Below are 24,233 nucleotides of genomic sequence, written 5' to 3' on the forward strand. Positions count from 1 at the left end.
GCTGCGCGAAAGCCGCCGTCGCATGGCGACGGAAGCATGCCGCGACCGCCGGACACCCCGCCCGTGGACGTGAGATTGTCGCGGCAGGTCTCCTGGCTCGCAGCTCTCCGCGGCTTTCGGTCTTCCCGATGCGTGCGCATCTAGTGACGTGTTCGAAAGCAACTCGCTGCCGACAGTTGCGGGGGCAGCACCGGATTCGCGCGTCAAGCGCGCGCTGGACCGGTTTCCCTCTTAGCTCCCAAATCTTGCGACTCGGAAGAACCGTGACAACTACATCTGGTATCTAGGCCATCCAGATGTCAACCAGGTGTTGGCGAACCCGCACATGAATGTTTCCCAAAGGCCCCTGGCGAACTCCCCATGGGCGAGGTTCCTCGATGGGCGGTCATTATTCCGATGGGCAACATTCCAGCGCTGCGTTCGTTGACTGCGGTTCTGACCGGACCATAGTCGTTCGTGTCGTGGTTCTCCTTGCACATGCAAGGAGCGAAGAGGGAAGCCGGTGCGCGCCGATCATGCTTGATCGATGCAATGCCGGCGCTGTCCCCGCAACTGTCAGCGGCGAGCCGCGCATCGATTTCAGCCACTGAAGCGTAAGCTTCGGGAAGGCGGATGCAGGCGACAACCCGCGAGCCAGGAGACCTGCCACGACACGGTAACGTACTCGGGCGGGGTGTCCTGGTGGTGCGCTGGCAGACGTCGCATTCGCGACGGCTATTGCATGCGTCCGCCATGGCCTTTGCCCCAAATCACTGGGGTTTGCATCTATGCCTTCATTATCATCGCTTCCTGTCGCAACGCTCGGCACGCCGCGAATCGGCCCACGCCGCGAGTTGAAATTCGCACTCGAAACCTATTGGGCAGGCAAGTCGAGCGAGACGGAATTGCTCGAAGCTGCGAGCGCGCTGCGTGCGGCGAACTGGGCACGGCAGAAGGCGCTCGGCGTCACGGTCATTCCTTCGAACGATTTCTCGCTCTACGACCACGTGCTTGATACCAGCGTCATGGTCGGCGCGATTCCAGACATTTACCGTTGGGACAGCGGCGCCGTTCCGCTCGCAACTTACTTCGCGATGGCGCGTGGCTCACAAGGAGAGAGCGCAACGGATTGTGGGCACTGCCATCATAATCATGGCCGCGGCGTGCCGGCGCAGGAGATGACCAAGTGGTTCGACACCAACTACCACTACATGGTGCCGGAATTCCGCAAAGGGCAGACGTTCCGCCTCGCAAGCAGGAAACCGATTGAAGAACATGAAGAGGCGCGGCACCTCGGCTACCAGACCCGGCCCGTGCTGGTCGGACCTGTGACATTCCTCAAGCTCGGCAAGAGCAAGGACGTGTCGTTCGACCCGCTCTCGTTGCTCGATGCTCTCCTGCCGGTTTACGTCGAGGTGCTGCGCGAACTTGAAAGGAACGGAGCCGACTGGGTGCAGCTCGACGAGCCATGCCTGGTGCTGGATCTCGACGATGCGACGCGACAGGCGCTGCGCCGCGCCTACAAGCGCATCAACGAGAGCGTGCCGCAGCTCAAGGTCATGCTGACCAGCTATTTCGGCGAACTGGGCGATAATCTCGGCCTCGCGCTCGATCTTCCTGTCGCCGGTCTGCATATCGACCTCGTGCGCGCGCCAGCGCAGCTAGGGGAGGTCATGTCGCGGATGCGCAGCGATCTCGTGTTGTCGCTCGGCGTCGTCGATGGGCGCAACATCTGGCGCACCGATTTGTCACAGCTCCTCGATCGCATCGAACCGGCGATAGCACAGCTTGGAGCAGGGAGAGTGCAGATTGCGCCGTCGTGTTCGCTGCTGCACGTGCCGATCGACCTCGAACAGGAAGATGACCTCGATCCTGACTTGAAAAGCTGGCTGGCGTTCGCGATCCAGAAGATCGCCGAGCTCGCAACACTCGGCGCTGCGCTCGGCTCCGGACGGAAACACGTATATCAGGCGCTGGCCGTATCCGATGCCGCCGCCGCGGCTCGCAAGGGGTCCCACAAAATTCATGATCCGGCCGTAACCGGACGTGCAGCATCGGTCAGCGACGACATGCGCGCGCGTCGAAGTCAGTTTGCGCACCGAGCGGAGGTCCAGTGCGAGCAGTTCAGGTTGCCGAAATTCCCGACGACGACGATCGGCTCGTTTCCGCAGACGGCAGAGGTGAGAAGGGCGCGTGCGGCCCACGCCAAGGGCGCATTGAGCGATGACGCCTACAAGAGATTCCTGCAGACCGAGACAGCGAAGGCGGTGGAATGGCAGGAAAAGATCGGGCTCGACGTGCTCGTTCACGGCGAGTTCGAGCGCAATGACATGGTCCAGTACTTCGGCGAGCAGCTTTCAGGCTTTGCATTCACCAGGCACGGATGGGTGCAATCCTACGGCTCACGCTACGTGCGGCCGCCGCTCCTGTTCGGCGATGTGTCGCGGCCTCAGCCGATGACGGTGGAGTGGTGGGATTATGCGCAGTCGCTAACGGACAGGCCGATGAAGGCCATGCTCACGGGGCCGGTGACGATCCTCAACTGGTCGTTCGTGCGCGACGACATGGTGCGCAGCGAGGTGTGCCGCCAGGTTGCGCTTGCGATCCGCGATGAAGTCCTCGATCTCGAGCGGGCTGGCGCGCGAATGATCCAGATCGACGAGGCGGCGCTGCGCGAGGGCTTGCCGCTGCGACAGTCGCAGTGGATGAGCTACCTCAAATGGGCGGTCGAGAGCTTCCAGCTTTGTTCGGGCGGCGTCGCGGACGAAACGCAGATCCACACCCATATGTGCTACTCGGAGTTCAACGATATCATCGACGCGATCGCCGCCATGGATGCGGATGTCATCTCGATCGAGACCTCGCGCTCGAAGATGGAACTGCTCGACGCGTTCAAGACCTACCGTTACCCGAACGAAATCGGGCCGGGCGTCTACGACATTCATTCGCCGCGTATTCCCGACGTCTCCGAAATGACCGAACTGCTGACGTTGGCGCGGGGGCGCTTGAGCGACGCACAGCTCTGGATCAACCCGGATTGCGGGCTGAAAACCCGCAAGTGGGAAGAGGTGAGGCCGGCCCTCGTCAATATGGTGGAAGCCGCAAGACAGATCCGCGCCATCGGCCGACTTGACCAGCACCACGATCTCCGGCCGGGGGCATTTTGCGACACAAAATGACCTCCGGCCGACAGCCATTCGGCGGTATCCCATCGTTCAAATTGTGCGCAGCGCCCTGTTTCGGCTAGATGTCTTGCAAAGACCAGCAACGACACATCCGGGGAGGGACGGTCATGGTGCTCAAGCTGAAATCCATCGCGCAAGTTGCGGCCGGTGCGGTACTCGCCGCTAGCATTGGTACACAGGCGCTGGCCCAGGAAACGGTCAAGATAGGGCTGATTGTGCCGCTGAGCGGCGGTCAGGCCTCGACCGGCAAGCAGATCGACAACGCGATCAAGCTCTACATGCAGCAGAACGGCGCGACCGTCGCCGGCAAGAAGATCGAGGTGATCGTCAAGGACGACGGCGCCGTTCCGGACAACTCGAAACGCCTGGCCCAGGAGCTGATCGTCAACGACAAGGTGAACTTTCTCGCCGGTTTCGGCGTGACGCCTGCCGCGCTTGCGGTGGCGCCGCTCGCTACGCAGGCGAAGGTGCCGCAGGTCATCATGGCCGCTGGCACTTCGATCATCACCGAGCGCTCGCCCTACATCGTCCGCACCTCGTTCACGCTGGCGCAGTCCTCGGAAATCATCGCCGACTGGGCGGCGAAGAACGGCATCAAGAAGGTGGCGGCTCTCGTCTCCGACTATGCGCCCGGCGCCGATGCGCTGAACTTCTTCAAACCGAAGTTTACGGCCGGCGGCGGGGAGGTCGTCGAGGAAGTGAAGGTGCCACTCGCCAATCCGGACTTTGCGCCATTCCTGCAGCGCATGAAGGACGCCAAACCCGACGCCATGTTCGTGTTCGTTCCCGCGGGCCAGGGTGGCAATTTCATGAAGCAGTATACCGAACGAGGCCTGACCGGCATCAAAGTGATTGGTCCCGGCGATGTGATGGATGATGATCTTTTGAATGGCATGGGGGACGCTGCGCTGGGGGCGGTGACCGCGCACCTTTATTCTGCGGCGCATCCTTCGCAGAAGAACAAGGATTTCGTCGCGGCCTATAAGAAGGCGTTCAACCAGCGGCCGGGCTTCATGGCGGTCGGTGGCTACGACGGGATCCACCTCATCTACGAGGCGTTGAAGAAGACCGGCGGCAAGACCGACGGCGACGCGCTGATTCAAGCGATGAAGGGGATGGCGTGGGAGAGTCCGCGCGGGCCGATCTCGATCGATCCCGAGACGCGTGACATCGTCCAGAATATCTACATTCGCGAGGTGAAGAAGGTGGACGGCGAGCTCTACAACGTAGAGTTTGCGACCTTCGAGGCTGTGAAGGATTCCGGCAAGATCAAGAAGTGATGCCGGAGGCAACGGTTCATCATTTCGGCGGGCCATCGTATTTGTGTAAGAGGCAGCCACAGGCTCGGCCTGTTCCTCCTCCCGAACGGGGAGAGGGAGCGCTTCGAGTTCGCTGCGATCTCTGAGGGGGCACAGGAAAGACGACGTTGACCACCTTCCTGACCATCCTCTTCGACGGCGTGGCCTACGGCATGCTGCTGTTCGTTCTGGCATGCGGGCTTGCGGTGACGCTCGGGCTGATGAATTTCGTCAACCTCGCGCACGGCGCGTTCGCGATGGCAGGCGGCTATGTCTGCGCGATGCTGGTCAATCGCTATGGCTTGCCGTTTTTTGCGGGCCTGCCGATGGCGTTCGTTGTCAGCGCTGCGATCGGCTTCGTGCTGGAGCGTCTGCTCTACCGCCACCTTTACCATCGCAACCACCTCGACCAGGTGCTGTTCACTGTCGGTCTCGTCTTCATGTCGGTGGCCGCAGTCGACTACGTGATGGGCTCCTCGCAGGTCTTCATCAACCTGCCACAGGTCCTACAGGGTCAGATCGACCTGTTTGGCGTCGGTATCGGCCGCTATCGTCTGATGATCATCGTCATCTGCGGGATTTTGACGGTGCTGCTGCAACTGACGCTCGCTCGCACTCGGTTCGGCAGCCAGCTGCGCGCGGCGGTTGATGATCCGCGTGCGGCGGTCGGTCTCGGCATCAATGTGCCGTGGGTGTTCGCGCTGACCTTCGCCTTCGGCTCGGGCCTTGCCGGACTCGGCGGCGCACTGGGCGCGGAAATCTTGGGGCTCGATCCTCATTTTCCGCTGAAGTTCATGATCTACTTCCTGATCGTCGTCACCGTCGGCGGTTCTTCCAGCATCACAGGACCGTTTCTTGCCTCGCTGCTGCTCGGCATCGGCGATGTCGCCGGCAAATACTACGTGCCGAAGCTCGGTGCATTCGTCATCTACACCATGATGATCGTGATTCTGATCCTGCGTCCGAACGGGCTGTTCGGCAAAACGGCGGTGCGCTGAGATGCCTTGGTATGAGATGCCCTGGCGCGAACGCACCGGCATTGTCGGCAGCCTCTACGATCTGTCGCGCTGGCGCTGGGGCGAGATGTTGTTCTGGACGTTGGCACTGATGGCGATCCTGCTGTTCCCGCACCGCTACCTGATCCTGACCGAGATCGCCTGGCTTGCGCTGTTCGTGCTGTCGCTGGACCTGATCCTGGGTTACGCCGGTATCGTCTCGCTCGGCCACGCCGCCTTCTTCGGCGTCGGGGCGTACACGGCGGGGCTGCTTGCGCTGCATCACATTATCGATGAGCCGGTGCTGGCGCTGCTGGTTGCCGGCCTTGCTGCCATGGTGCTCGGCTTCGTCACGTCATTTCTTGTCATGCGCGGCGCAGACCTGACGCGGCTGATGGTGACGCTCGGCATTGCGTTGTTGCTGCGCGAGCTTGCCAACCGGTTTTCTGACATTACCGGAGGCTTCGACGGCCTCCAGGGCATCGTCATGCAACCGGTGCTGGGTCTGTTCGAGTTCGACCTTTTCGGCAAGACCAGCTTTATCTACTGCCTGGTCGTGCTGTTCCTGATGTTCCTTCTCGCGCGGCGTATCGTCCATTCGCCGTTCGGCCTGTCGCTGCGCGCGATCCGCAACAATCCGCTACGTGCGGCGGCGATCGGCATTCCGGTCAATCGCCGGCTGACCGCCATCTACACCATCGCGGCGTTCTATGCGGGCCTTGCCGGCGCACTGTCGACGCAATCCACCGCGCTTGCATCGCTCGACGTGTTCTCGTTTGAGCGTTCCGCCGACCTGCTGCTGGTGCTGGTGATCGGCGGTACTGGCTATCTGTACGGCGGGCTGATCGGCGCCGTCGTCTTCAAGTTGCTGCAAGACGTGCTGGCGACCTGGACGCCGCAATACTGGCAGTTCTGGATCGGACTCATTCTGGTGGTTTTGGTCTTGATCGGCCGCGAGCGGCTGCATCGGTGGACCAGGTGGGGCCCGGAACGCATCAAGACGATACTTGACGCACGCAAGAGCGCAGCCGTCGCAGGGGAGAAGACCCCATGACACTGGCGCTTGAAACGCAAGGATTGGTCAAGACCTTCGGCGGGCTGACGGCGACACGCGATCTGTCGCTGAAGGTAGAACGCGACGCGCGCCATGCGCTGATCGGTCCGAACGGTGCGGGCAAGACCACCGTGATCAACCTGTTGACCGGCGTGCTACGCCCCAACGCCGGACGCATCCTGCTGGAGGGCTCCGACATCACGGCGCTGCCGGCATATCGTCGTGCATTGATGGGTCTGTCCCGTACATTCCAGATCAACCAGCTGTTTGCCGACCTTACGCCGCTGGAAACGATCGCGCTGGCCGTATCGGAGCAGCGCGGTGAGGGCATGCACTGGTGGAGTTCGCTCGGGCGCGATGCGACGGCAGCCGACGAGATCGGGCTGCTGCTGCAGCGCTTCCATCTGACGGAGGTGATGAATGCGCGCACGGCGACGCTGCCTTACGGCAAGCAGCGTCTGCTCGAGATTGCACTCGCCATAGCCGCAAAGCCGCGCGTGCTGCTGCTGGACGAGCCGGCCGCCGGTGTGCCGGAAGCTGAACGGCAGGATATCCTCGCGGCAGTAGCGAGCCTGCCGCGGGACGTGTCGGTGCTGCTGATCGAGCATGACATGGATCTGGTGTTTTCTTTTGCGGACCGCATCTCGGTGCTGGTCAACGGTGCGCTGTTCGTCGAAGGATCGCCAAGTGAGGTGGCCCGGGATCCGCGGGTGAAGGCCGTTTATCTGGGCGAGGCCGCAGATGCCTGAGATGTTGGTCATCGAGAGCCTGCGTGCCGGATACGGGGAAGCCGTAGTGCTGCCACAGCTGTCACTGACGCTTGATCGGGGCGAGGGCCTGGCGCTGCTTGGTCGCAACGGAACCGGCAAGACCACGTTGATCAATTCCATCGTCGGAGTGACGCGCCGTTTTGCCGGACGCATCCTGCTCGAGGGGAAGGATATCACGCGGCTGCGCGCCGACCAGCGCGCGCGGGAAGGCATCGGCTGGGTCCCGCAAGAGCGCAACATCTTCGCCTCGCTCACCGTTGAAGAGAATATGACGGCGGTCGCGCAGCCGGGCCCGTGGACAATCGACAGGGTCTACGCCATGTTTCCGCGGCTTGCCGAACGGCGGACGAATTTTGGCAACCAGCTCTCCGGCGGCGAGCAGCAGATGCTTGCGATTGGCCGGGCGCTTGCGCTGAATCCCAAGCTGCTGTTGCTCGATGAGCCACTGGAAGGCCTGGCGCCTATCATCGTAGAGGAACTGGTTGCTGCATTGAGGGGTATCCTGCGCAGCGAGGGGACCTGCGCCATCATCGTCGAGCAGAACCCCAAGAAGATCCTGGGTCTTGCCGGGCGCGCCGTTATTCTGGAGCGCGGCGCAATCGTTCATGCCGCATCCAGCGACGCTCTGAAGGATGACCAGGTGCTGCTCGACAGATATCTGGGAGTGTCAGGCGGCGGCTGAGCGGGTCGCCCTTTCGATGGCTGCAATCATTTTGCGTCTGTGCTTTGCTCGCGTTCCGGAATGACGCACAATGCAACCAAGTCGTGCGAAGGAAAACGTCCAGGGAGTGATCGCCATGCTACGTACGAAGCCACCGTTCCGAGCAGACGAAGTCGGCAGCCTGTTGCGTTCCGACCGCATCAAGGAGGCGCGCGCAAAGTTCGAGAAGGGCGCGATCAAGGTCGACGAACTGCGTAAGATCGAAGATTCCGAGATCGAGAAAATCGTGCACAGGCAAGCCTCGGTTGGCTTGAAGCTTGCGACAGACGGTGAATTCCGCCGCTCCTGGTGGCATTTCGATTTCCTGCGGCATCTCGACGGCTGCGAGATGTACGAGACCGAAGGCATTCAGTTCGCAGGCGTGACGACGCGCGGCGAGGGCATTCGTGTGAAGGGCAAGCTGGATTTTCCCGCCGATCACCCCATGCTCGCCCACTTCAAGTTTCTCAAGACGTGCTGCGATCAGGCGCATGTCATGGCAAAGATGACCATCCCGTCGCCTGCGGTGCTGCATTTTCGTGGCGGGCGGAAGGCGATCTCGACCGACGTGTATCCCACGATGGACGAATATTTCGTGGATCTCGGGAAGGTCTGGCGCAAGGCCATCAAGGCATTCTATGACGCCGGGTGCCGCTACCTGCAGCTCGACGACACGGTGTGGTCGTATCTCTGCTCGAAGGAGGAGCTCGAAAAGATGCGCTCGCGCGGCGACGACCCGACCGGCCTCGCGCAAACCTATGCGCGGGTCATCAACTACGCGATCGCCGAGCGTCCCGCTGACATGACCATCACCACGCATGTCTGCCGTGGCAACTTCCGTTCCACCTGGATCGCGTCGGGTGGCTACGAGCCGGTGGCTGAAACCTTGCTGCGCGATGTGAATTACGACGGCTATTTCCTCGAATACGATACCGAACGTGCGGGTGGTTTCGAGCCGCTGCGGTTCCTGCCGAAGGGTAACAAGATCGTCGTAGTGGGACTTATCACCTCAAAGAGCGGCGAACTGGAGAAAAAGGACGACATCAAGCGTCGCCTCGACGAGGCGTCAAAATTTGTCGCTTACGACCAGATGGCCCTGTCGCCGCAATGTGGCTTCGCTTCGACAGAGGAGGGCAACATCCTCACCGAGGACGAACAGTGGGCGAAGCTGCGGCTTGCCGTTGATGTTGCGAACGACGTGTGGGGCAAGGCGTGAGGTCAACTGCTGCGTCATTGTGCGCATTATGACCATTGTCGGTGCGGTTGAAAGCCTTTGGCGCTATCCGGTCAAGAGCATGGCCGGCGAACCTGTCGAAGAAGCGTTCGTTGGTTATGCGGGGGTGTTCGGAGATCGTCACTGCGCGTTCCTGAATGCCGCGGGCCCCGCTGGGTTTCCTTATCTCACAGCGCGCACGAAGGCGGAGATGCTGCTCTATCGCCCCAGCTTTCGGGACGCGGAGCTTGCGGCGCGGCCGCTGAATCAGGCGGCTGCCGAGAAGCTCGGGCCCGGCGTCACGCCACTCTATCCAGCACCGCTCGAACGCCTAAGTCTCGACGTGCAGACGCCGTCCGGCGCCGTGCTTGCGATCGACGATCCGGCGTTGCGTGAGATGCTTACGCCTGCCAATGCCGAACCCGGCCAGCTTTCGCTGGTCCGCTCCGACCGCGCGCTGACCGACTGCCGCCCAGTCTCGCTGATCTCGCTCGCGACAGTGGCCCAACTAAGCGACGAGATCGGCATGGTGTTGGATCCAAGACGCTTTCGCGCCAACATCTATGCGGATCTGGCCACAGAAACAGGCTTCGCCGAGAATGCGTTCGTCGGTAAGCAGTTGCGGATTGGCGAGCGCGCGACGGTCGCGGTACTGGATCGCGATCCGCGATGCAAGGTCATTTCGCTCGACCCGGACACGGGAAAGGAGACCGCGAACGTGCTGCGCCACGTGGCGAAGGCGCATGATACCCGGGCGGGGATTTATTGTGCGGTGCTGACCGAAGGCACGGTTAAGCGCGGGGACGTGATCGTCATGTTGGACTGACAGCGCTTCGGAGTGCCATCATTTTCGTTTGACACGACGTGCAGCAGTGCGCCATGTTTCAACGATGGGTAGATACACCCGCCGCCTGCGCCCTTACGGGATGGTGAACGTATCGATTTCTCTTCGCACACCCTCGCCATTGGCGAACGGGTCGGCAACGCGGGCTCCGATCTTTTCCGTTCGTCGATGAAAGAGGTGTTGTCATGCGCGATTTCCGCGATGCGAAGATGATGGCGCAGTCCCTGCGCGATGCCTTGAAGGCTAAGGCGGTTGAAACCACCCACAGTGAATCTCTTGAGTTCATCGCGAAGGCATTCGGTTTCGATAATTGGAACATTTTGTCGGCCAAGATCGACGCAGCCCAGCGCGCAAGTTCGTCCGCCAGAAAGACTCTCTACTGTTCCTTCTGCGGTAAGAGTCAGCACGACGTGCGCAAGCTGGTTTCTGGGCCGGCCGTGTTCATCTGTGACGAGTGTATCGATTTGTGCACGGAGTTCGTCGACGACCCTCTGAGCGATGAGGAGTTTTCTCGTTTGATGGGAGGAGATCGCACAATGTCCACCGAAGAGCTGGCGCACTATGTGGAACACGCCAGGAAGGGTGTGCAGCGCAATCAGCTAACCTTGAAGGGTATCGAACGGAAACTTGCGATGAGGGATGGCGAAATACCCGCGGGCGAAGACATTTTGGCATTGCCCCGCTTCGCCTATTTGAAGAACAAGTCACGGGAAGAAGTTGTGGCCATCCAGCAAGTTGCGCGAATCGAATTGAGCCGCTTCGAGGAGGCATTGCGGCTGGCAACTGCCGCGCTCGGCGCGCTTAGGCAATAGCCGACAGGACGGGCACGGTAGCGGTTCCAGCTTTGCGTCCAGGCGAGGCTATTGACGATCACAGGTTCGCCAAAATCTCGATCGCGTTCATGCGCTTGAAGCGCAAGAAATTTGCATCTCGTGCGAACAGGCCGCATGGTGTCGCCAGAGCTCATGTTTCGGCCCGGCAAGGGAACGGAATCGGCTTGCAGGAATTTCCTGTGGTGGAGTCTTCGACGGAACGGGTGGTCGATGGGGGAACAACAACAATCAACGCTTCAACGCGTCAACTCTCCCCGCAATGGGTGGTGTCAGACCAAGCGATTACATTGACGCCGGGGCGCGGTGGTGGCAGCCCCGGCAAGGCGATCAAGGGTCGCAAATCTGAGCGTCGCGGCGAAGGCCGGCGCCCGCATCGTCGCGGCGTTGGTACTCGCTTGCTCGCATGCGCACGCCGATGAGTCGAGTTTCCTCGACCGGGTTACCGGGTGGTTCAATCCGGACAGAACCCCCGGCGAACCCTCGACGCCCGAAACGACTCCTTACAAGATCACGTTCGACGTCGCGGGCGGGGAGCGTTCTATTCGTTCTGCAATCACCGACGCTTCCAATCTGGAGAGTTTGAAGCGTCAAGCGCCTGGCAGCGTCGCGGGCCTGATGCGACGTGCCGTGGTCGATCGAGACCGCATCGTCGCAGCACTTTATGCCGAAGGACGCTATGGCGGCACGGTGACGATCAAGGTCGCCGGACACTCACCCGACGACCCGGCGGCATTCGATGCAGTGAACGTCGCACGTCAGGCCGGTCCAGTGCCGGTAACTGTGGCGGTGGACCCTGGGCCGGTTTTCAAGTTCGGCAGCGTGCGTGTGCTCGACGCAGCCGGTCGCTGGCCGGTTCCCGAAGCGCCAAGGCCAACGCAAATGCGGCTGGTGACAGGCGAGATCGCGCGTGCGAGCGACATTGCCGGTGCCGAGCGCGTCATCGTCAAAGCGTTGCGCGACCGCGGCAAGCCCTTTGCTCACATCGCTGCCAAGGACGTCGTGGCGGACCATGCCACCAAGACGCTGAACGTAACGTTTTTGGTGCACGAAGGGCCGGTGGCGACGTTCGGCACCTTCACGGTCTCAGGCGCGCAGCGGCTGAAACCCGGCTTCATCGAGGAGCGTGTCGGCATCCGTCCCGGCGAGCCTTATTCGCCCGAACGGCTCGCCAAGCTGCGCAAGCGTCTCAGCGAATATGAAGGTATCGCCAGCGTGCGTATCCGCCAAGCAGATGCGCTCGACACTAACGGGCAGTTGCCGATCTATATCGACGTGACCGAGCGCGATCCGCGCTATTTCGGCGGCGGCGCCAAGTATTCGAGCACGGAAGGCTCGGTGGTGAATGCCTATTGGGGCCACCGCAATCTGTTCGGCGGCGGCGAGACGCTAAGGCTCGATGCTCAGGTCTCCTGGTTCGGCCGCACGCCGGACGCGGTGCCCGATGCAAACCCTTTCGGCTACAGAGCGGCCGCCACCTTTTTGAAGCCCGGCATCTTCACCCCGGCTGACGACCTCATCGTCCAGACGGCTGTGCTGCGCGAAGTCACTGACGCCTATGTGCGCGATGCCGTTACCTTCCTCGGCGGCGTGCGTCATCGCTTCAGCGACCAGCTCTCGGTGCAGGTGGGCCTCGATCTCGAACAGTCGCATTTGCAGGACTGGAGCGGCAGCAACGATTACTTCATCGCCGGCATTCCGGTGGACGTAGCCTATGACACGACCGACAGTCCGTTCGATCCGTCGCGTGGCATCCGCCTCAACGCCACGATCGAGCCGTTCGCTTATCTCGGCAACAGCGGCGCCGGGCCCCTGATGATGAAGGCGGCTTTCTCCGCTTATCATGCCTTCGACGAAGACAAGCGTTATATCCTTGCGGGCAGGGTGGCGGCGGGTAGCATCGTCGGTGCGGATCTGCTCGACATTCCGCCCCAGCGCAGATTCTATGTCGGCGGCGGCGGGTCGCTGCGCGGCTTCAATTACCAGTCGGCGAGCCCGCGTGATGCATTCGGCCGCATCATCGGCGGTATGAGCTTCGTCAGCGCTTCGGCCGAGATGCGGGTGAAGGTCACCGACACGATCGGCATCGTACCTTTTGTCGATGCTGGCGCAGCCTTCGCTTCGGAGGTTCCTGACTTCGACGGATTGCGCTATTCGGCCGGCATAGGTCTTCGCTATTATACCGCGCTTGGTCCGATCCGCCTCGATTTCGCGGTTCCTCTCAATCGGCAGAAAGACGATGCGCGCTACGGCATCTATGTCAGCCTGGGGCAAGCCTTCTGATGCGCATCTCACGCCCCAAGCGCTCGCGACTGCGTTGGCTCGGCTACACCGCGGCAGCCTTGCTTATTCTGTTCGCGGTTGTCTTCGCCGTGCTGCAGACCGGCCCCGGCAAGCGGCAGCTTGCGTCGCTTGCCGGCACGCTCGCCTCGGGAGACGGGCTCACGGTCACGGTTGCGAATATCGAAGGTGTCATTCCCACCAGTATGCGGGTCGGAGCGGTGACGCTTGCCGACGGGGAAGGCGAGTTTGCGCGGATCGAAGGGCTCCGCTTCGCCTGGCATCCTTTCGCGTTGATCCGCGGCACGCTTGCAGTGGAGACGCTTGAGGCGTCGAAAGTGTTCGTTGCCCGCAGACCAAGCCTCCCGGCTGCGCCCGCAGCCGATGGCGCCGATGATCGCGGCACAAGGCTGGCGATGCGGCTGGTGCTCGACCGCTTCGCGGTGGGCGAAATCGACATCGCCGAGCCATTGGTCGGACAGGCGGTGCAACTCGGCTTCACCGCCTCGGCGCGATTGATGGAGCCTGCGCGGGGCCTCTCGCTCTCTTTCGCGCTGAACCGCCGCGATGCGGAGGGGAGCGTAAAGGGTACGCTCGGTTTTGTGCCCGAGACGAATACGCTCGAAATCGATGTGCAGGCGGCTGAGCCCGAGGGTGGTCTTGTGGCTCAACTCTCGCAGCTGGACGGGCTTCCGGCGATGCAGGCCGAAATCAAGGGCCGCGGTCCGCTCGATCATTGGGACGGCACGATCAACTTCACGGCCGGCTCTGCAGGCAGCATCGGCGGCACGGCGACGATCCGACGCCACGAAGCGCGCCATCGGGTTGCGCTTGGCATCAACGCTGACGTGCAGCATCTGCTGCCCGCAAATCTTGCGCCCCTGTTCGAAGGCGTCTCAGAAGTCGCTGCCGCGGCGCTGATCGACAACGAGATGCGTGTCGCGATCGAAACGCTTAGCGTCCGTACCACCGGCTTCGGCGCTGGCGTGACGGGCTTCGTGGACCGGCCAGCCGGTACTGCCGATCTTGCCTTCAGCATAACCGGCGGCGACGCCGCCCGCTTCTCGACGCTGCTTCCCGGACCGAGCTGGAGCAACCTGCGTCTCGAAGGCACGCTGCGCGGCGCATTTGCCGCGCCGACCTTCGACGTGCGAGTGGCCGCCGCGGAGTTCGGCGCCGCCGGATACGGCGCGCGCGGGGTCGACGTGCACGCGGTCACCGTCTCCGACCGCAAGGGTGGCCTCGCGTGCAAGGTGGAGGGGCGTGTCGAAGGGTTGACCAGCGCTCTCGCCGCTCTGGAGGGCCTGCTCGGTGGCGACGTATCGCTGGCCGGCGCTGTCGCCTACGGAGCTGACGGCGCGGTCGCCGTCGATCGCCTGACGCTGGAGTCCTCGGGACTGAATTTGAACGTGAATGGGCGCGTCGGTCACGAGGCATCTGACCTTTCCGCGCGCGCGCTCGTGCCCGATCTCGGGCGCGTCGATCCGCGGCTTAAAGGTCGCGCCGAAGTGGAAGCAGTCTTTGCGGGCACGCTGGACGCGCTTGCTGTGAAAGGCCGGCTGGCGGTGCCGCAGGGCAGCGCGATGGGCCAACCGGTCGAGGGCCTTGCGCTGCACGTCGACGCGCGCGACCTCACCCGCACCCCGGTGGCGACGGCGCGACTTGAAGGGCAGGTCGGAGGTAAGCCTGCAAATGCTGCGGCCAATATCGCCGTCAACGCCGACGGCAGCCGCTCGTTGCGCGATCTCGATCTGGCGATAGGCTCTGTTACGGCAAGAGGTGGCCTCAACGTCAGCTCAGAAGGACTCATTGACGGTCGGGTCGGCGCCGCGGCGCGCAATCTCGCCGATCTCTCCGCGCTTGCGTTGACCGAACTTGCCGGTGCGGGCGAGGCAAACCTTGTCTTCACCGCCAAGGACAACAAGCAGCACGTCTCCGTCAACGCCTTTGCCGACAAGGTGCAGGCGGGTGGCAACGTACTCGATATCGCCCGTATTGATTTCTCCATCGACGACGCCACTGGCCGCCCGAGGCCAAATGGCAAGGCCGAGGTATCCGGCCTGCAAGCCGAGGGCCTGCGTGTCGACAAGCTGGTTCTTCTTGCGAATGGTACGGATAACGGCGGGAGCGACCTGAAGCTCGACATCCATGCGCAGGGTGCGGCGCTCGCCGCGACTGCGCGGCTCACCGCGGGCGTGGACGCCACTGAACTGCGGCTCGACAGCTTCCGCGCCACCAAGGGCGGCACCCGGCTTGCCTTGTCCGCACCGGCGACTGTCACCTTTACCGAAGGCGCGCTTGCGATCGATCGCCTCGTGCTCGCCGCCGGCAGCGGCAGCGCTGTCATTCGCGGCAAAGCCGGCGAGGCTATCAACCTTGATATGGAGCTGCGCAATCTGCCGCTGGCGCTCGCAGGGCTCGCTGATCCGAAGCTTGATTTATCGGGGACGCTGAGCGGTGTGGCCAGATTCTCCGGCCCGGCTGCGAAGCTCAATGGCAGTTATGATCTGGCGGTGTCGCGCTTCAGCATGCCCGATCTCATGCGCTCAGGCGTCGGACCTCTCGAGGTGAAGGCAAAGGGCGTGCTGTCCTCGGGGCAGGTCGGGCTCGATGTCCGTGCTTCCGGACCTTCGCTGTCGGGTGTCGCGGTGACCGGTTCAGTCCCGATGGATGCGCAAGCAATCGACCTGAACGTGAAGGGCAGCGTTGCGCTCGGCATTGCCAATGCCGTGCTCGCTGCGTCCGGCGCCCGCGCTTCGGGCACTGCGATCATCGATCTCCAGGTGAAAGGTACGGTGGCGGATCCGCTGCCAAACGGGACCGTCCGCATCTCCGGAGCGCGTTTCGACGACACGACAAATGGCGTTGCACTCGACGCCATTGAGGGCGTGATAACCGCGACGGGCCGATCGCTGACGACCTCGCTGACGGCGCGGCCACGCAATGGCGGCAACATCGCCGTCAACGGCAATGTCGGGATCGATCCTGCACGCAGCTTCCCTGGCAAGTTGGAGATTACGCTTCAGAACGCGGGACTGGTCTCCAGCGAGCTCATGCGTCTGGTTGTCGACGGTCAGCTTGCGATTTCCGGTCCTTTTGCAAGCCGGCCACGCCTTGCGGGCCGCTTCGAGGTGAAGAGCCTCGATATCAACATTCCGGACAAGCTTCCCGGCAGTGCCGGCATGCTGGACGTACGTCACATGAATGGCGGGCCGAACCAAACCGCCGCGAGAACCGGTACCAAAAAGACAGCCGCCCGTGACCGCAAGGTCGCCGCTGACACCACGTTCGTTGCCGATCTCGATGTCGCCATCAACGCGTCGAACAACGTGTTCGTCCGCGGCATGGGGATGGAATCCGAACTGGGCGGCAGCCTGACATTGAAGGGCACGAGCACAGCGCCGGTGTCGGTTGGCAGTTTCGAGATGCGGCGCGGCCGCTTTGACGTGCTCGGTCGCCGGCTCGATTTCACCCGCGGCAAGGTGATGTTCAGCGGCACGCTCGATCCGAACCTCGACTTCATCGCCGAGACGAAGAGCGCCGATGTCACGACGAAGGTCATGGTTTCGGGGCTCGCATCGCAGCCACAAATCAGTTTCGCCTCATCTCCCGAATTGCCGCAGGATGAGGTTCTGGCGCGTCTACTGTTCAACAAGTCAGCAGGAAGCCTCACCGCAGGGCAAGCGGTGCAGGTGGCGCAGACGATTGCTCAATTCTCAGGCGGTGGCCCGGGCATCACCGAAAACGTGCGTCGTTCGCTGGGCGTCGACAGCCTGGACGTGGGCACGGATGGAAACGGCGGGCAGGTCGGGGTCGCCAAGCGTCTGAACGACCGGATCTATCTCGGTGTGCGGCAAGGGACCTCGCCCGGCTCCAGCAAGGCGACGATCGATATCGATGTCACCAAGAGCATTCGCATCCAAGGTGCGACCGGTGCCGACGGCGGCACCGAGACCGGCGTCGGTATGCATTGGGACTATTAGAGAGAGGGTTGGCCAGCCCCCGCATGCGGGCGCGGCCGGGAAGCGGACAAACATTTATTTATTAACTGGAACCTATTTCCCAGGTGGGCCATCCATGCTATGGCTTTGGGACGAAGAAATTCTGCCCACCCGGCCCAACCCTGTGAAAAACGACGCGCTCATCGCCGAAATTTCGGACTTCTGCCGCCGCGAAGGCATGGCGGAATCCACGTTCGGCCGGCGCGCGGTCAATGACGGCAAGCTTGCGCAGCGGCTGCGCGACGGCAAGCGGATTACCATCGACACGCTGGAACGGATCCGCGCCTATATGGGCCAGACCTCCGCGGGCATCACAGGCCTGCCGGTTGCTCGCCCACCGGACCCCCCTCTAGAGCGGCGGGACCCGCGTGGCAATTTCCGCTTCTTCGAGAACCGCCAGAAATACCTGCTTTTTGTCCACACTTGCTCGGAAAAGCGGGTGATTGCCGAGCGGGTTGGCCTCGAACTTGCCAGCATTCACCCCCGTCCGCCGGCGGTCCGGCTGTTCGATGCGGGAGTGGGCGACGGCACAGTGCTGGCGCGAGTGATGCGCAGCATGCACGGCCGGTTTCCCCACATGCCGTTCTACATCGCCGGTAAGGAAATCAGCGTCGAAGACGTCAAGCTGGTGCTGCAAAAACTGCCCGATCGCCTCTACGAACACCCGGCTACGGTCTTCGTCCTGACCAACATGGCGTATGCGGAGGCCCCATGGCTCAGTCCGCGGTCGCCGGCCGCAGCTTCGAGCCTCGTCTGGCGTGAAGTGCCCTTGAGCGGTTCCTCTTCTGCGGAATTCGAGACGCAGATCGCCGAACTCCAGCCGTTTCTTGAGGAAAACTGGCGCGCCAACGTTTCCGAGCGCTCGGGCATGCCTGTTTACGAGCGCCCGGTCGCTCTGGTGTTCTACCGTGACGATCATCGCTTCATGCTCGATCCCGTCATACCGAAGCCGGGCCGCGCCGAGGCGAATTTCGACCTGATCATCGCCTCACAGCCTTATCGGGCGAGATCCTCCGAAACTTTTCGTGCCAAGCGGATCATCGCGCCGTTGGCACGGGCGCTGCGGGCGGGCGGGCGGCTGATCGGCATTCACTCGCATGGTCACGATCCGGGCATGGAGATCGTCGAAGCTATCTGGCCAGGAGAAAATCCTTTCTCGATCAGCCGGCATGAGCTGTTGCGTGCCGTGAAATACGAACTCGGTTCGGCCGGACGTGACCTTAATTTCAACGCTTACGCCGACCATCGTTCAATCTTCCGGTACGACATGGAAGCGCTGCCCAACGAGGTGACCGGCCCAATCGGAACCTCGACCGCGTTTGCAGCGTGGAACGCGGCGGTGTATGTCGCCCAGATTGAGGATGAGCGTTTGACTGAAGTGACACAAAGCGGTCGTTATCTCGATGCGACAAAGGACGTGTTGCGCAAGCACAACGGACTTTGGTTCTACGACGAATCCTACGTCATCTCGCGGCGGCGGGATTGATGGATCACATCACATCACACGGATTGAAGATCGAGCCTGAGAGGAAAGAGTTGATGCGCGCGTCTTACCTGTTCACGAGTGAATCAGTCTCGGAAGGTCATCCTGACAAGGTGTCCGACCGCATCTCCGACGAGATTGTCGATCTGTTCTACCGCGAGGGACCGAAGGCCGGCGTCGACCCGTGGTCGATCCGCGCCGCATGCGAGACGCTCTGCACCACGAACCAGGTGGTGATCGCGGGCGAGACGCGCGGTCCATCGACCGTGACCATGGATCATGTCGAAGCGGTTGCGCGGGCGGCGATCAAGGACATCGGCTACGAGCAGGACGGCTTTCATTGGCAGAAGGCCGATGTGAAAATCCTGCTGCATCCGCAATCCGCCGATATCGCCCAGGGTGTCGATGCCGACCAGCCCGGCACCAACAAGGAAGAGGGTGCGGGCGACCAGGGCATCATGTTCGGTTATGCCTGCAACGAAACGCCGGACCTGATGCCGGCGCCGATCTTCTATGCGCACAAGATCCTGCGCCTGATCTCCGAAGCGCGCCACTCCGGCAAGGAAAAGGTGCTCGGTCCCGACTCCAAGAGCCAGGTCACCGTGCAGTACGAGAACGGCAAGCCAATCGGCGTGACGCAGATCGTCGTCTCCCATCAGCATCTCATCGAGGACCTGTCGTCGAAACAGGTGCGCGAGATTGTCGAGCCTTATGTGCGCCAGGCGCTGCCTGAAGGCTGGATCAACGGCAAGACCGTGTGGCACGTCAATCCGACCGGCAAGTTCTTCATCGGCGGTCCGGACGGCGACGCCGGCCTTACGGGGCGGAAGATCATCGTCGATACGTACGGCGGCGCAGCTCCGCATGGCGGTGGCGCCTTCTCCGGCAAGGATCCGACCAAGGTGGACCGCTCGGCCGCGTACGCTGCGCGTTATCTCGCCAAGAATGTGGTTGCAGCCGGTCTCGCCGATCGCTGCACCATCCAGCTCGCCTACGCAATCGGCGTCGCGAAGCCATTGTCGATCTACGTCGACACCCATGGCACCGGCAAGGTGACCGAAGCGCAGCTTGAAAAGGCGGCGGGCGAGGCGTTCGATCTCACGCCGCGCGGCATTCGCAAGCATCTCGATCTCAACAAGCCGATCTACGCGCGCACCTCCGCTTATGGTCATTTCGGCCGCACGCCGGACGCCGATGGCGGCTTCTCGTGGGAGAAGACAGACCTTACCGACGCCCTCAAGCGTTCGGTGTGATCCAATACGTCGATTGATGGCATGGCATGGCCGGGCTCAGCCCGGCCATCTCAAAAGGGCCCTGCGTCCCTTGAGCGTCATGCTCGCGTCAAGCACGCGCGGCATGACGAACGCAGAGACGATCTGAACCTGCGACTCCTCGTCCCGAACGAGGTGCTCGACCAGACTGAGCCTCTCCGGTCAGGGGGCGGCTTATAGCTCGGAAGATAAAGGACCTATCCAATGACCGCCGCCACCAAGGACTACATCGTCAAGGACATCTCGCTTGCCACTTTCGGCCGCAAGGAGATCGATCTCGCCGAGACCGAGATGCCCGGCCTGATGGCGATCCGCAGCGAATACGGGCCGAAGCAGCCACTGAAGGGCGCGCGTATCGCCGGTTCGCTGCACATGACGATCCAGACTGCAGTCCTGATCGAAACGCTGAAGGCGCTCGGCGCCGACGTGCGCTGGGTCTCCTGCAACATCTTCTCGACCCAGGATCATGCGGCGGCCGCGATCGCTGCGGCCGGCACGCCGGTGTTCGCCTACAAGGGCGAGAGCCTAGTCGAGTATTGGGACTTCACGGCGAAGCTGTTCGACTGGCACGGCGGCGGCACGCCGAACATGATCCTCGATGACGGTGGCGACGCGACGATGCTGGTGCATCACGGGCTGCGCGCCGAGCAGGGTGATACCGCCTTCCTCGACAAGCCGGAATCGGAAGAAGAGGAAGTCTTCTACGCGCTGTTGAAGAAACTCCTGAAGGAGAAGCCGAAGGGCTGGTTCGCCGAGATCGCAAAGGCGATCCGTGGCGTTTCGGAAGAAACCACCACCGGCGTGCACCGCCTCTACAAGCTCGCCGAGCAGGGCAAGCTGCTGTTCCCGGCGATCAACGTCAACGACTCAGTGACCAAGTCGAAGTTCGACAACCTCTATGGCTGTCGCGAGTCGCTGGTCGACGCGATCCGCCGCGGCACCGACGTGATGCTCGCCGGCAAGGTCGCCTTCGTTGCCGGCTTCGGCGACGTCGGCAAGGGTTCGGCCGCGTCGCTCCGGCAGGCGGGCGCCCGCGTCATTGTCTCGGAAGTCGACCCGATCTGCGCGCTGCAGGCATCGATGGAAGGCTATGAGGTCGCGACGATCGAGGACGCGCTGCCGCGTGCCGACATCTACGTCACCGCCACCGGCAACCGCGACATCATCACCGTTGACCACATGCGCGGAATGAAGGACCGCGCCATCGTCTGCAACATCGGCCACTTCGACAACGAAATTCAGGTCGCGGGCCTGAAGAACTTCAAGTGGAGCAACATCAAGCCGCAGGTGGATGAGATCGAGTTTCCCAAGGGCAACCGCATTATTCTCCTGTCGGAAGGCCGGCTGGTGAACCTCGGCAACGCCATGGGACACCCGAGCTTCGTCATGTCGTCATCGTTCTCGAACCAGACGCTGGCGCAGATCGAGCTGTGGGCGAATCCGGGCAAGTACGAGAAGAAGGTCTACACGCTGCCGAAGTTCCTCGACGAGAAGGTCGCAGCACTTCATCTTGAGAAGCTCGGCGTCAAGCTGACGAAGCTGCGCCCGGACCAGGCCGAATACATCGGCGTCGCACAGCAGGGCCCGTTCAAGCCGGATCACTATCGGTATTGAGGGCCAATCGCGTCATTGCGAGGAGCGCAGCGACGAAGCAATCCAGTGCGGCAACTGCCGGCTGGATTGCTTCGCTTCGCTCGCAATGGCGAAGCCCTAATCCCGCCGCTTCCTCTTGATGGCGGCGATGCGCTCGACGTCCTCCACCTGCAGATGGCGTCCGCGCTCGAGAATCTCGAGCGTGTATTCTTCATAAGTCAGGCCCAGCCGCTGCGCCTTCTCCACGCGAAACATCGCGACGCCGCGTGAGACGTTCTTGCGCACCTTGTTGTAAGCGCCTTTCCAATAGAAGTAGTTGCCGATGCCGTCGCGACCCCATTCCGGCACGTGCTCGTCATCGAGCGGGGGGCCGCCGTTGTGCCCCGTGGTCGCGGCATTGGTGTCGTCTTCCCGATCGCTCATCGGGATGCTCCACGATTGATGATCACCGCGTAGCGGATCTGCCGCCTGGTCGGATTGCGAAACAGGATCGGCCGGTCGGTATGCATTTTCAGGCAATCGCCTTCGGCGAGCCGGAAGCTCTCGTCGCCGACCTCCATCTCCAGCACGCCGTCCAGCACCCAGACATGCTGTTCGAAGCCTGGCATGCCCATGTTGTCGAAGTTGACGCTGCGGCGCGGCGGAAACTCGATCTCGATGATGTCGACGGACGATCCTGCAGGCGACACATTGCGACGCTGGTAGCGGGTCGCTGGATCGCGCCAGGTCGGCTGGGCCCCGCGCCTGGCGACCGGACTTGCCGGCGCTGCGGGCTCGGCGAGAAGCGTCGAGAGGGTGATGCCGAGGCCGACGCAGACCTTGTTCATGAGCTGCGCGGTCGGACTCGATTCACCGCGCTCGATCCGCGATAGCATCGCCCGGCTGACGTCGGCCTGCTCCGCAAGACGGTCAAGCGTCAGTCCTTTGGCGCCGCGCAGTTCGCGGATGCGTGCGCCAATCCGCTGGTCGATGTCGGGCACGGGCGTTCTCATATAGGTATCTTAGTTTCCACTATAGTGGAATCAAGAGCTATATCTGTCGTTCGGCCTGCGCGACGCGCGGGAATGGCGCCCGCCAAATGCGAGTTGCAATTGCCGCCCACGCAGTCGAATGCTCGGGCAGGGAGGCTGCCATGGCAAACGAGATGGCAAATAAGCATGTCGATGTGTTGATCGTCGGCGCAGGACTTTCCGGCATCGGCGCCGCGTATCACCTGCAAAAGAAATGCCCTGACAAGAGCTATCTGATCCTGGAAGGCCGTGCGTCGATCGGCGGCACGTGGGATCTGTTCCGCTATCCCGGTATCCGTTCCGACTCGGACATGTTCACCCTCGGCTATTCGTTCAAGCCGTGGACGGAGGAGAAGGCGATCGCGGCAGGCCCGACGATCCTGAACTACATCCGCCAGACCGCGAGCGATAACGGCATCGAGCCGCACATCCGCTTCCATCACAAGGTCAAGCTCGCGTCGTGGTCATCCAAGGATGCGCGCTGGACAGTGGAGGCGGAGCAAGGTGAGGCGAACGAGATCGTCCGCTTCACCTGTAATTTCCTGTTCCTGTGCAGCGGCTACTACAGCTACGAGCAAGGCTACACGCCCGAGTTCGCAGGCGTCGGCAGCTTCAAGGGCCGCGTCGTCCATCCGCAGAGGTGGACCGAAGACATCGACTATGTCGGCAAGCGTGTCGTCGTGATCGGATCGGGTGCGACGGCGGTGACGCTGGTGCCGGAAATGGCGAAGACTGCCGCGCATGTGACGATGCTGCAGCGGTCGCCCACTTATGTGGTCGCGCGGCCCGCATCGGACCCCGTAGCGAACAAGGTGCGCGCGCGGCTCGGCCCGCGGCTTGCCTACCACCTGATCCGCTGGCGCAATGTCCTGTTCGGCATGTACTTTTTTCAGCTTTGCCGCCGCAAACCGGAACGGGCCAAGCAACTGATCCTGGGGGGCGTGCGCATGGCGCTGGGCAAGGATTACGACGTCAAGACGCATTTCACGCCGCGCTATAATCCATGGCAACAGCGTTTGTGCCTGGTGCCGGATGGCGACTTGTTCCGCTCCATTCGCGAGGGCCGCGCTTCGGTGGTGACAAACCACATCGACACGTTCACCGAAAAAGGCATCCGGTTGAAGGACGGCTCCGAGCTCGAAGCCGACATGATCGTCACCGCGACCGGGCTCAACCTGCAGGTCATGGGTGGCATGTCACTCAGCGTTGACGGCAAGGCGGTCGAGCCGTCGCAACTGATGAGCTACAAGGGCATGATGTATTCGGACATTCCGAATTTCGCGACCGCGACAGGCTACACCAACGCATCGTGGACGCTGAAATGCGATCTCACCTGCGAGTACGTCTGCCGCCTCCTCAATTTCATGGACAAGCGCGGCTACCGGAGTTGCGTGCCGCGGCAAACCGATCCTTCGGTAACCGAGGCGCCCTGGCTCGACTTCACGTCCGGCTACGTGCAGCGCTCGCTGGCAAAGTTTCCGAAGCAGGGCTCGAAGCGCCCATGGAAACTCTATCAGAACTATGCGCTCGACATCGTTTCGCTGCGGTTCGGCAAGCTCAACGACGGCGTGATGCACTATTCGTGAAGGCCATGTCGGCGTGCGCCGTTTCGCTTTGCCCGTACACCGTCATCACCAATGCCCGCCGTTGCGGCTAGCCGTCACTTTCTGTGCGGGTCGATCACATCCTCGTGCCGCGTTTTGAACCATTGGTCTAGGCCCGACACA

Annotated in this window: 16 protein-coding genes, 2 pseudogenes and 2 riboswitches; of the genes and pseudogenes, 16 read left to right on the forward strand and 2 right to left on the reverse strand. The window is 62.2% G+C overall.

The genetic code is table 11. The features are described 5' to 3' along the window. Window positions 1-64 precede the first annotated feature (64 nt). Window positions 65-281, reverse strand: a riboswitch (cobalamin riboswitch). A 164-nt stretch (window positions 282-445) separates the two neighbouring features. After that, window positions 446-665: riboswitch (cobalamin riboswitch) on the forward strand. Window positions 666-767: 102 nt separating this feature from the next. The 15 genes and pseudogenes from metE to ahcY all read left to right on the forward strand — a co-directional run bounded on the left by metE (window position 768) and on the right by ahcY (window position 21,517). After that, window positions 768-3,158, forward strand: coding sequence for a 5-methyltetrahydropteroyltriglutamate--homocysteine S-methyltransferase (metE, locus tag RCO31_RS11850; protein ID WP_308968541.1), 2,391 nt, complete (start codon window positions 768-770; stop codon window positions 3,156-3,158). A gap of 113 nt (window positions 3,159-3,271) precedes the next feature. Further along, the gene (locus RCO31_RS11855; RefSeq protein ID WP_308968542.1) at window positions 3,272-4,444 is read left to right on the forward strand and encodes an ABC transporter substrate-binding protein; all 1,173 of its coding nucleotides are present in this window, start codon (window positions 3,272-3,274) and stop codon (window positions 4,442-4,444) included. 146 nt (window positions 4,445-4,590) lie between these two features. Continuing rightward, entirely contained in the window at window positions 4,591-5,460 is an 870-nt protein-coding gene (locus RCO31_RS11860; protein WP_308968544.1) for a branched-chain amino acid ABC transporter permease, read from the forward strand. Between the two features lie 16 nt (window positions 5,461-5,476). After that, window positions 5,477-6,511 (forward strand): branched-chain amino acid ABC transporter permease, encoded by a 1,035-nt coding sequence (locus RCO31_RS11865; RefSeq protein ID WP_308968694.1) that lies wholly within the window; start codon window positions 5,477-5,479, stop codon window positions 6,509-6,511. After that, window positions 6,508-7,260: an ABC transporter ATP-binding protein gene (locus RCO31_RS11870; RefSeq protein ID WP_308968546.1), complete on the forward strand. Its 753-nt coding sequence runs from the start codon at window positions 6,508-6,510 to the stop codon at window positions 7,258-7,260. Before RCO31_RS11865 ends, RCO31_RS11870 begins: the two co-directional genes overlap by 4 nt. Next, window positions 7,253-7,963 (forward strand): ABC transporter ATP-binding protein, encoded by a 711-nt coding sequence (locus tag RCO31_RS11875; protein WP_308968547.1) that lies wholly within the window; start codon window positions 7,253-7,255, stop codon window positions 7,961-7,963. The genes RCO31_RS11870 and RCO31_RS11875 overlap by 8 nt, the downstream gene beginning before the upstream one ends. A gap of 115 nt (window positions 7,964-8,078) precedes the next feature. Then, window positions 8,079-9,197 carry a cobalamin-independent methionine synthase II family protein gene (locus RCO31_RS11880; protein WP_308968548.1) on the forward strand — a complete coding sequence of 373 codons (1,119 nt, stop codon included), beginning with the start codon at window positions 8,079-8,081 and terminating at the stop codon, window positions 9,195-9,197. A gap of 28 nt (window positions 9,198-9,225) precedes the next feature. Then, complete coding sequence (locus RCO31_RS11885) at window positions 9,226-10,020, forward strand: MOSC domain-containing protein (protein ID WP_308968550.1); 795 nt, start codon at window positions 9,226-9,228, stop codon at window positions 10,018-10,020. Window positions 10,021-10,250: 230 nt separating this feature from the next. After that, a pseudogene (locus RCO31_RS34725) lies at window positions 10,251-10,334 on the forward strand (hypothetical protein); the annotation flags it as partial. A 36-nt stretch (window positions 10,335-10,370) separates the two neighbouring features. Then, window positions 10,371-10,526 (forward strand): annotated as a pseudogene (locus tag RCO31_RS34730) (ClpX C4-type zinc finger protein); the annotation flags it as partial. Window positions 10,527-11,177: 651 nt separating this feature from the next. Then, window positions 11,178-13,151 carry an autotransporter assembly complex family protein gene (locus RCO31_RS11895; RefSeq protein ID WP_308968552.1) on the forward strand — a complete coding sequence of 658 codons (1,974 nt, stop codon included), beginning with the start codon at window positions 11,178-11,180 and terminating at the stop codon, window positions 13,149-13,151. Further along, window positions 13,151-17,131 carry a translocation/assembly module TamB domain-containing protein gene (locus RCO31_RS11900; RefSeq protein ID WP_308968553.1) on the forward strand — a complete coding sequence of 1,327 codons (3,981 nt, stop codon included), beginning with the start codon at window positions 13,151-13,153 and terminating at the stop codon, window positions 17,129-17,131. Before RCO31_RS11895 ends, RCO31_RS11900 begins: the two co-directional genes overlap by 1 nt. Window positions 17,132-17,273: 142 nt before the next feature. Then, window positions 17,274-18,635 (forward strand): hypothetical protein, encoded by a 1,362-nt coding sequence (locus RCO31_RS11905; protein ID WP_308968695.1) that lies wholly within the window; start codon window positions 17,274-17,276, stop codon window positions 18,633-18,635. 53 nt (window positions 18,636-18,688) lie between these two features. After that, window positions 18,689-19,885 carry a methionine adenosyltransferase gene (gene metK, locus RCO31_RS11910; protein ID WP_308968696.1) on the forward strand — a complete coding sequence of 399 codons (1,197 nt, stop codon included), beginning with the start codon at window positions 18,689-18,691 and terminating at the stop codon, window positions 19,883-19,885. Window positions 19,886-20,107: 222 nt separating this feature from the next. After that, window positions 20,108-21,517: an adenosylhomocysteinase gene (gene ahcY, locus RCO31_RS11915; RefSeq protein WP_308968554.1), complete on the forward strand. Its 1,410-nt coding sequence runs from the start codon at window positions 20,108-20,110 to the stop codon at window positions 21,515-21,517. A 96-nt stretch (window positions 21,518-21,613) separates the two neighbouring features. Here the strand turns inward: ahcY and RCO31_RS11920 are convergent, their stop codons facing one another. Continuing rightward, window positions 21,614-21,919, reverse strand: coding sequence for a hypothetical protein (locus RCO31_RS11920; protein ID WP_308968555.1), 306 nt, complete (start codon window positions 21,917-21,919; stop codon window positions 21,614-21,616). Further along, the gene (locus RCO31_RS11925) at window positions 21,916-22,488 is read right to left on the reverse strand and encodes an XRE family transcriptional regulator (RefSeq protein ID WP_308968556.1); all 573 of its coding nucleotides are present in this window, start codon (window positions 22,486-22,488) and stop codon (window positions 21,916-21,918) included. The genes RCO31_RS11920 and RCO31_RS11925 overlap by 4 nt, the downstream gene beginning before the upstream one ends. A 152-nt stretch (window positions 22,489-22,640) precedes the next feature. Between RCO31_RS11925 and RCO31_RS11930 the strand changes: the two genes are divergently transcribed. Then, a complete protein-coding gene (locus RCO31_RS11930) occupies window positions 22,641-24,092 on the forward strand; it encodes an NAD(P)/FAD-dependent oxidoreductase (protein ID WP_308968697.1) in 1,452 nt (483 codons plus the stop codon). The last annotated feature ends 141 nt before the right edge of the window (window positions 24,093-24,233 follow it).

The organism is Bradyrhizobium sp. LHD-71, from assembly GCF_031157255.1.
GTDB lineage: Bacteria > Pseudomonadota > Alphaproteobacteria > Rhizobiales > Xanthobacteraceae > P52-10.

Bases quoted from the DNA above. Each gene is read 5' to 3' on its own strand.
- RCO31_RS11925 (WP_308968556.1), bottom strand. From the start codon at position 22,488: ATGAGAACGCCCGTGCCCGACATCGACCAGCGGATTGGCGCACGCATC.
- RCO31_RS11880 (WP_308968548.1), top strand. From the start codon at position 8,079: ATGCTACGTACGAAGCCACCGTTCCGAGCAGACGAAGTCGGCAGCCTG.
- RCO31_RS11920 (WP_308968555.1), bottom strand. From the start codon at position 21,919: ATGAGCGATCGGGAAGACGACACCAATGCCGCGACCACGGGGCACAAC.
- RCO31_RS11885 (WP_308968550.1), top strand. From the start codon at position 9,226: ATGACCATTGTCGGTGCGGTTGAAAGCCTTTGGCGCTATCCGGTCAAG.
- RCO31_RS11930 (WP_308968697.1), top strand. From the start codon at position 22,641: ATGGCAAATAAGCATGTCGATGTGTTGATCGTCGGCGCAGGACTTTCC.
- ahcY (WP_308968554.1), top strand. From the start codon at position 20,108: ATGACCGCCGCCACCAAGGACTACATCGTCAAGGACATCTCGCTTGCC.
- metK (WP_308968696.1), top strand. From the start codon at position 18,689: ATGCGCGCGTCTTACCTGTTCACGAGTGAATCAGTCTCGGAAGGTCAT.
- metE (WP_308968541.1), top strand. From the start codon at position 768: ATGCCTTCATTATCATCGCTTCCTGTCGCAACGCTCGGCACGCCGCGA.
- RCO31_RS11875 (WP_308968547.1), top strand. From the start codon at position 7,253: ATGCCTGAGATGTTGGTCATCGAGAGCCTGCGTGCCGGATACGGGGAA.
- RCO31_RS11900 (WP_308968553.1), top strand. From the start codon at position 13,151: ATGCGCATCTCACGCCCCAAGCGCTCGCGACTGCGTTGGCTCGGCTAC.
- RCO31_RS11865 (WP_308968694.1), top strand. From the start codon at position 5,477: ATGCCCTGGCGCGAACGCACCGGCATTGTCGGCAGCCTCTACGATCTG.
- RCO31_RS11870 (WP_308968546.1), top strand. From the start codon at position 6,508: ATGACACTGGCGCTTGAAACGCAAGGATTGGTCAAGACCTTCGGCGGG.
- RCO31_RS11855 (WP_308968542.1), top strand. From the start codon at position 3,272: ATGGTGCTCAAGCTGAAATCCATCGCGCAAGTTGCGGCCGGTGCGGTA.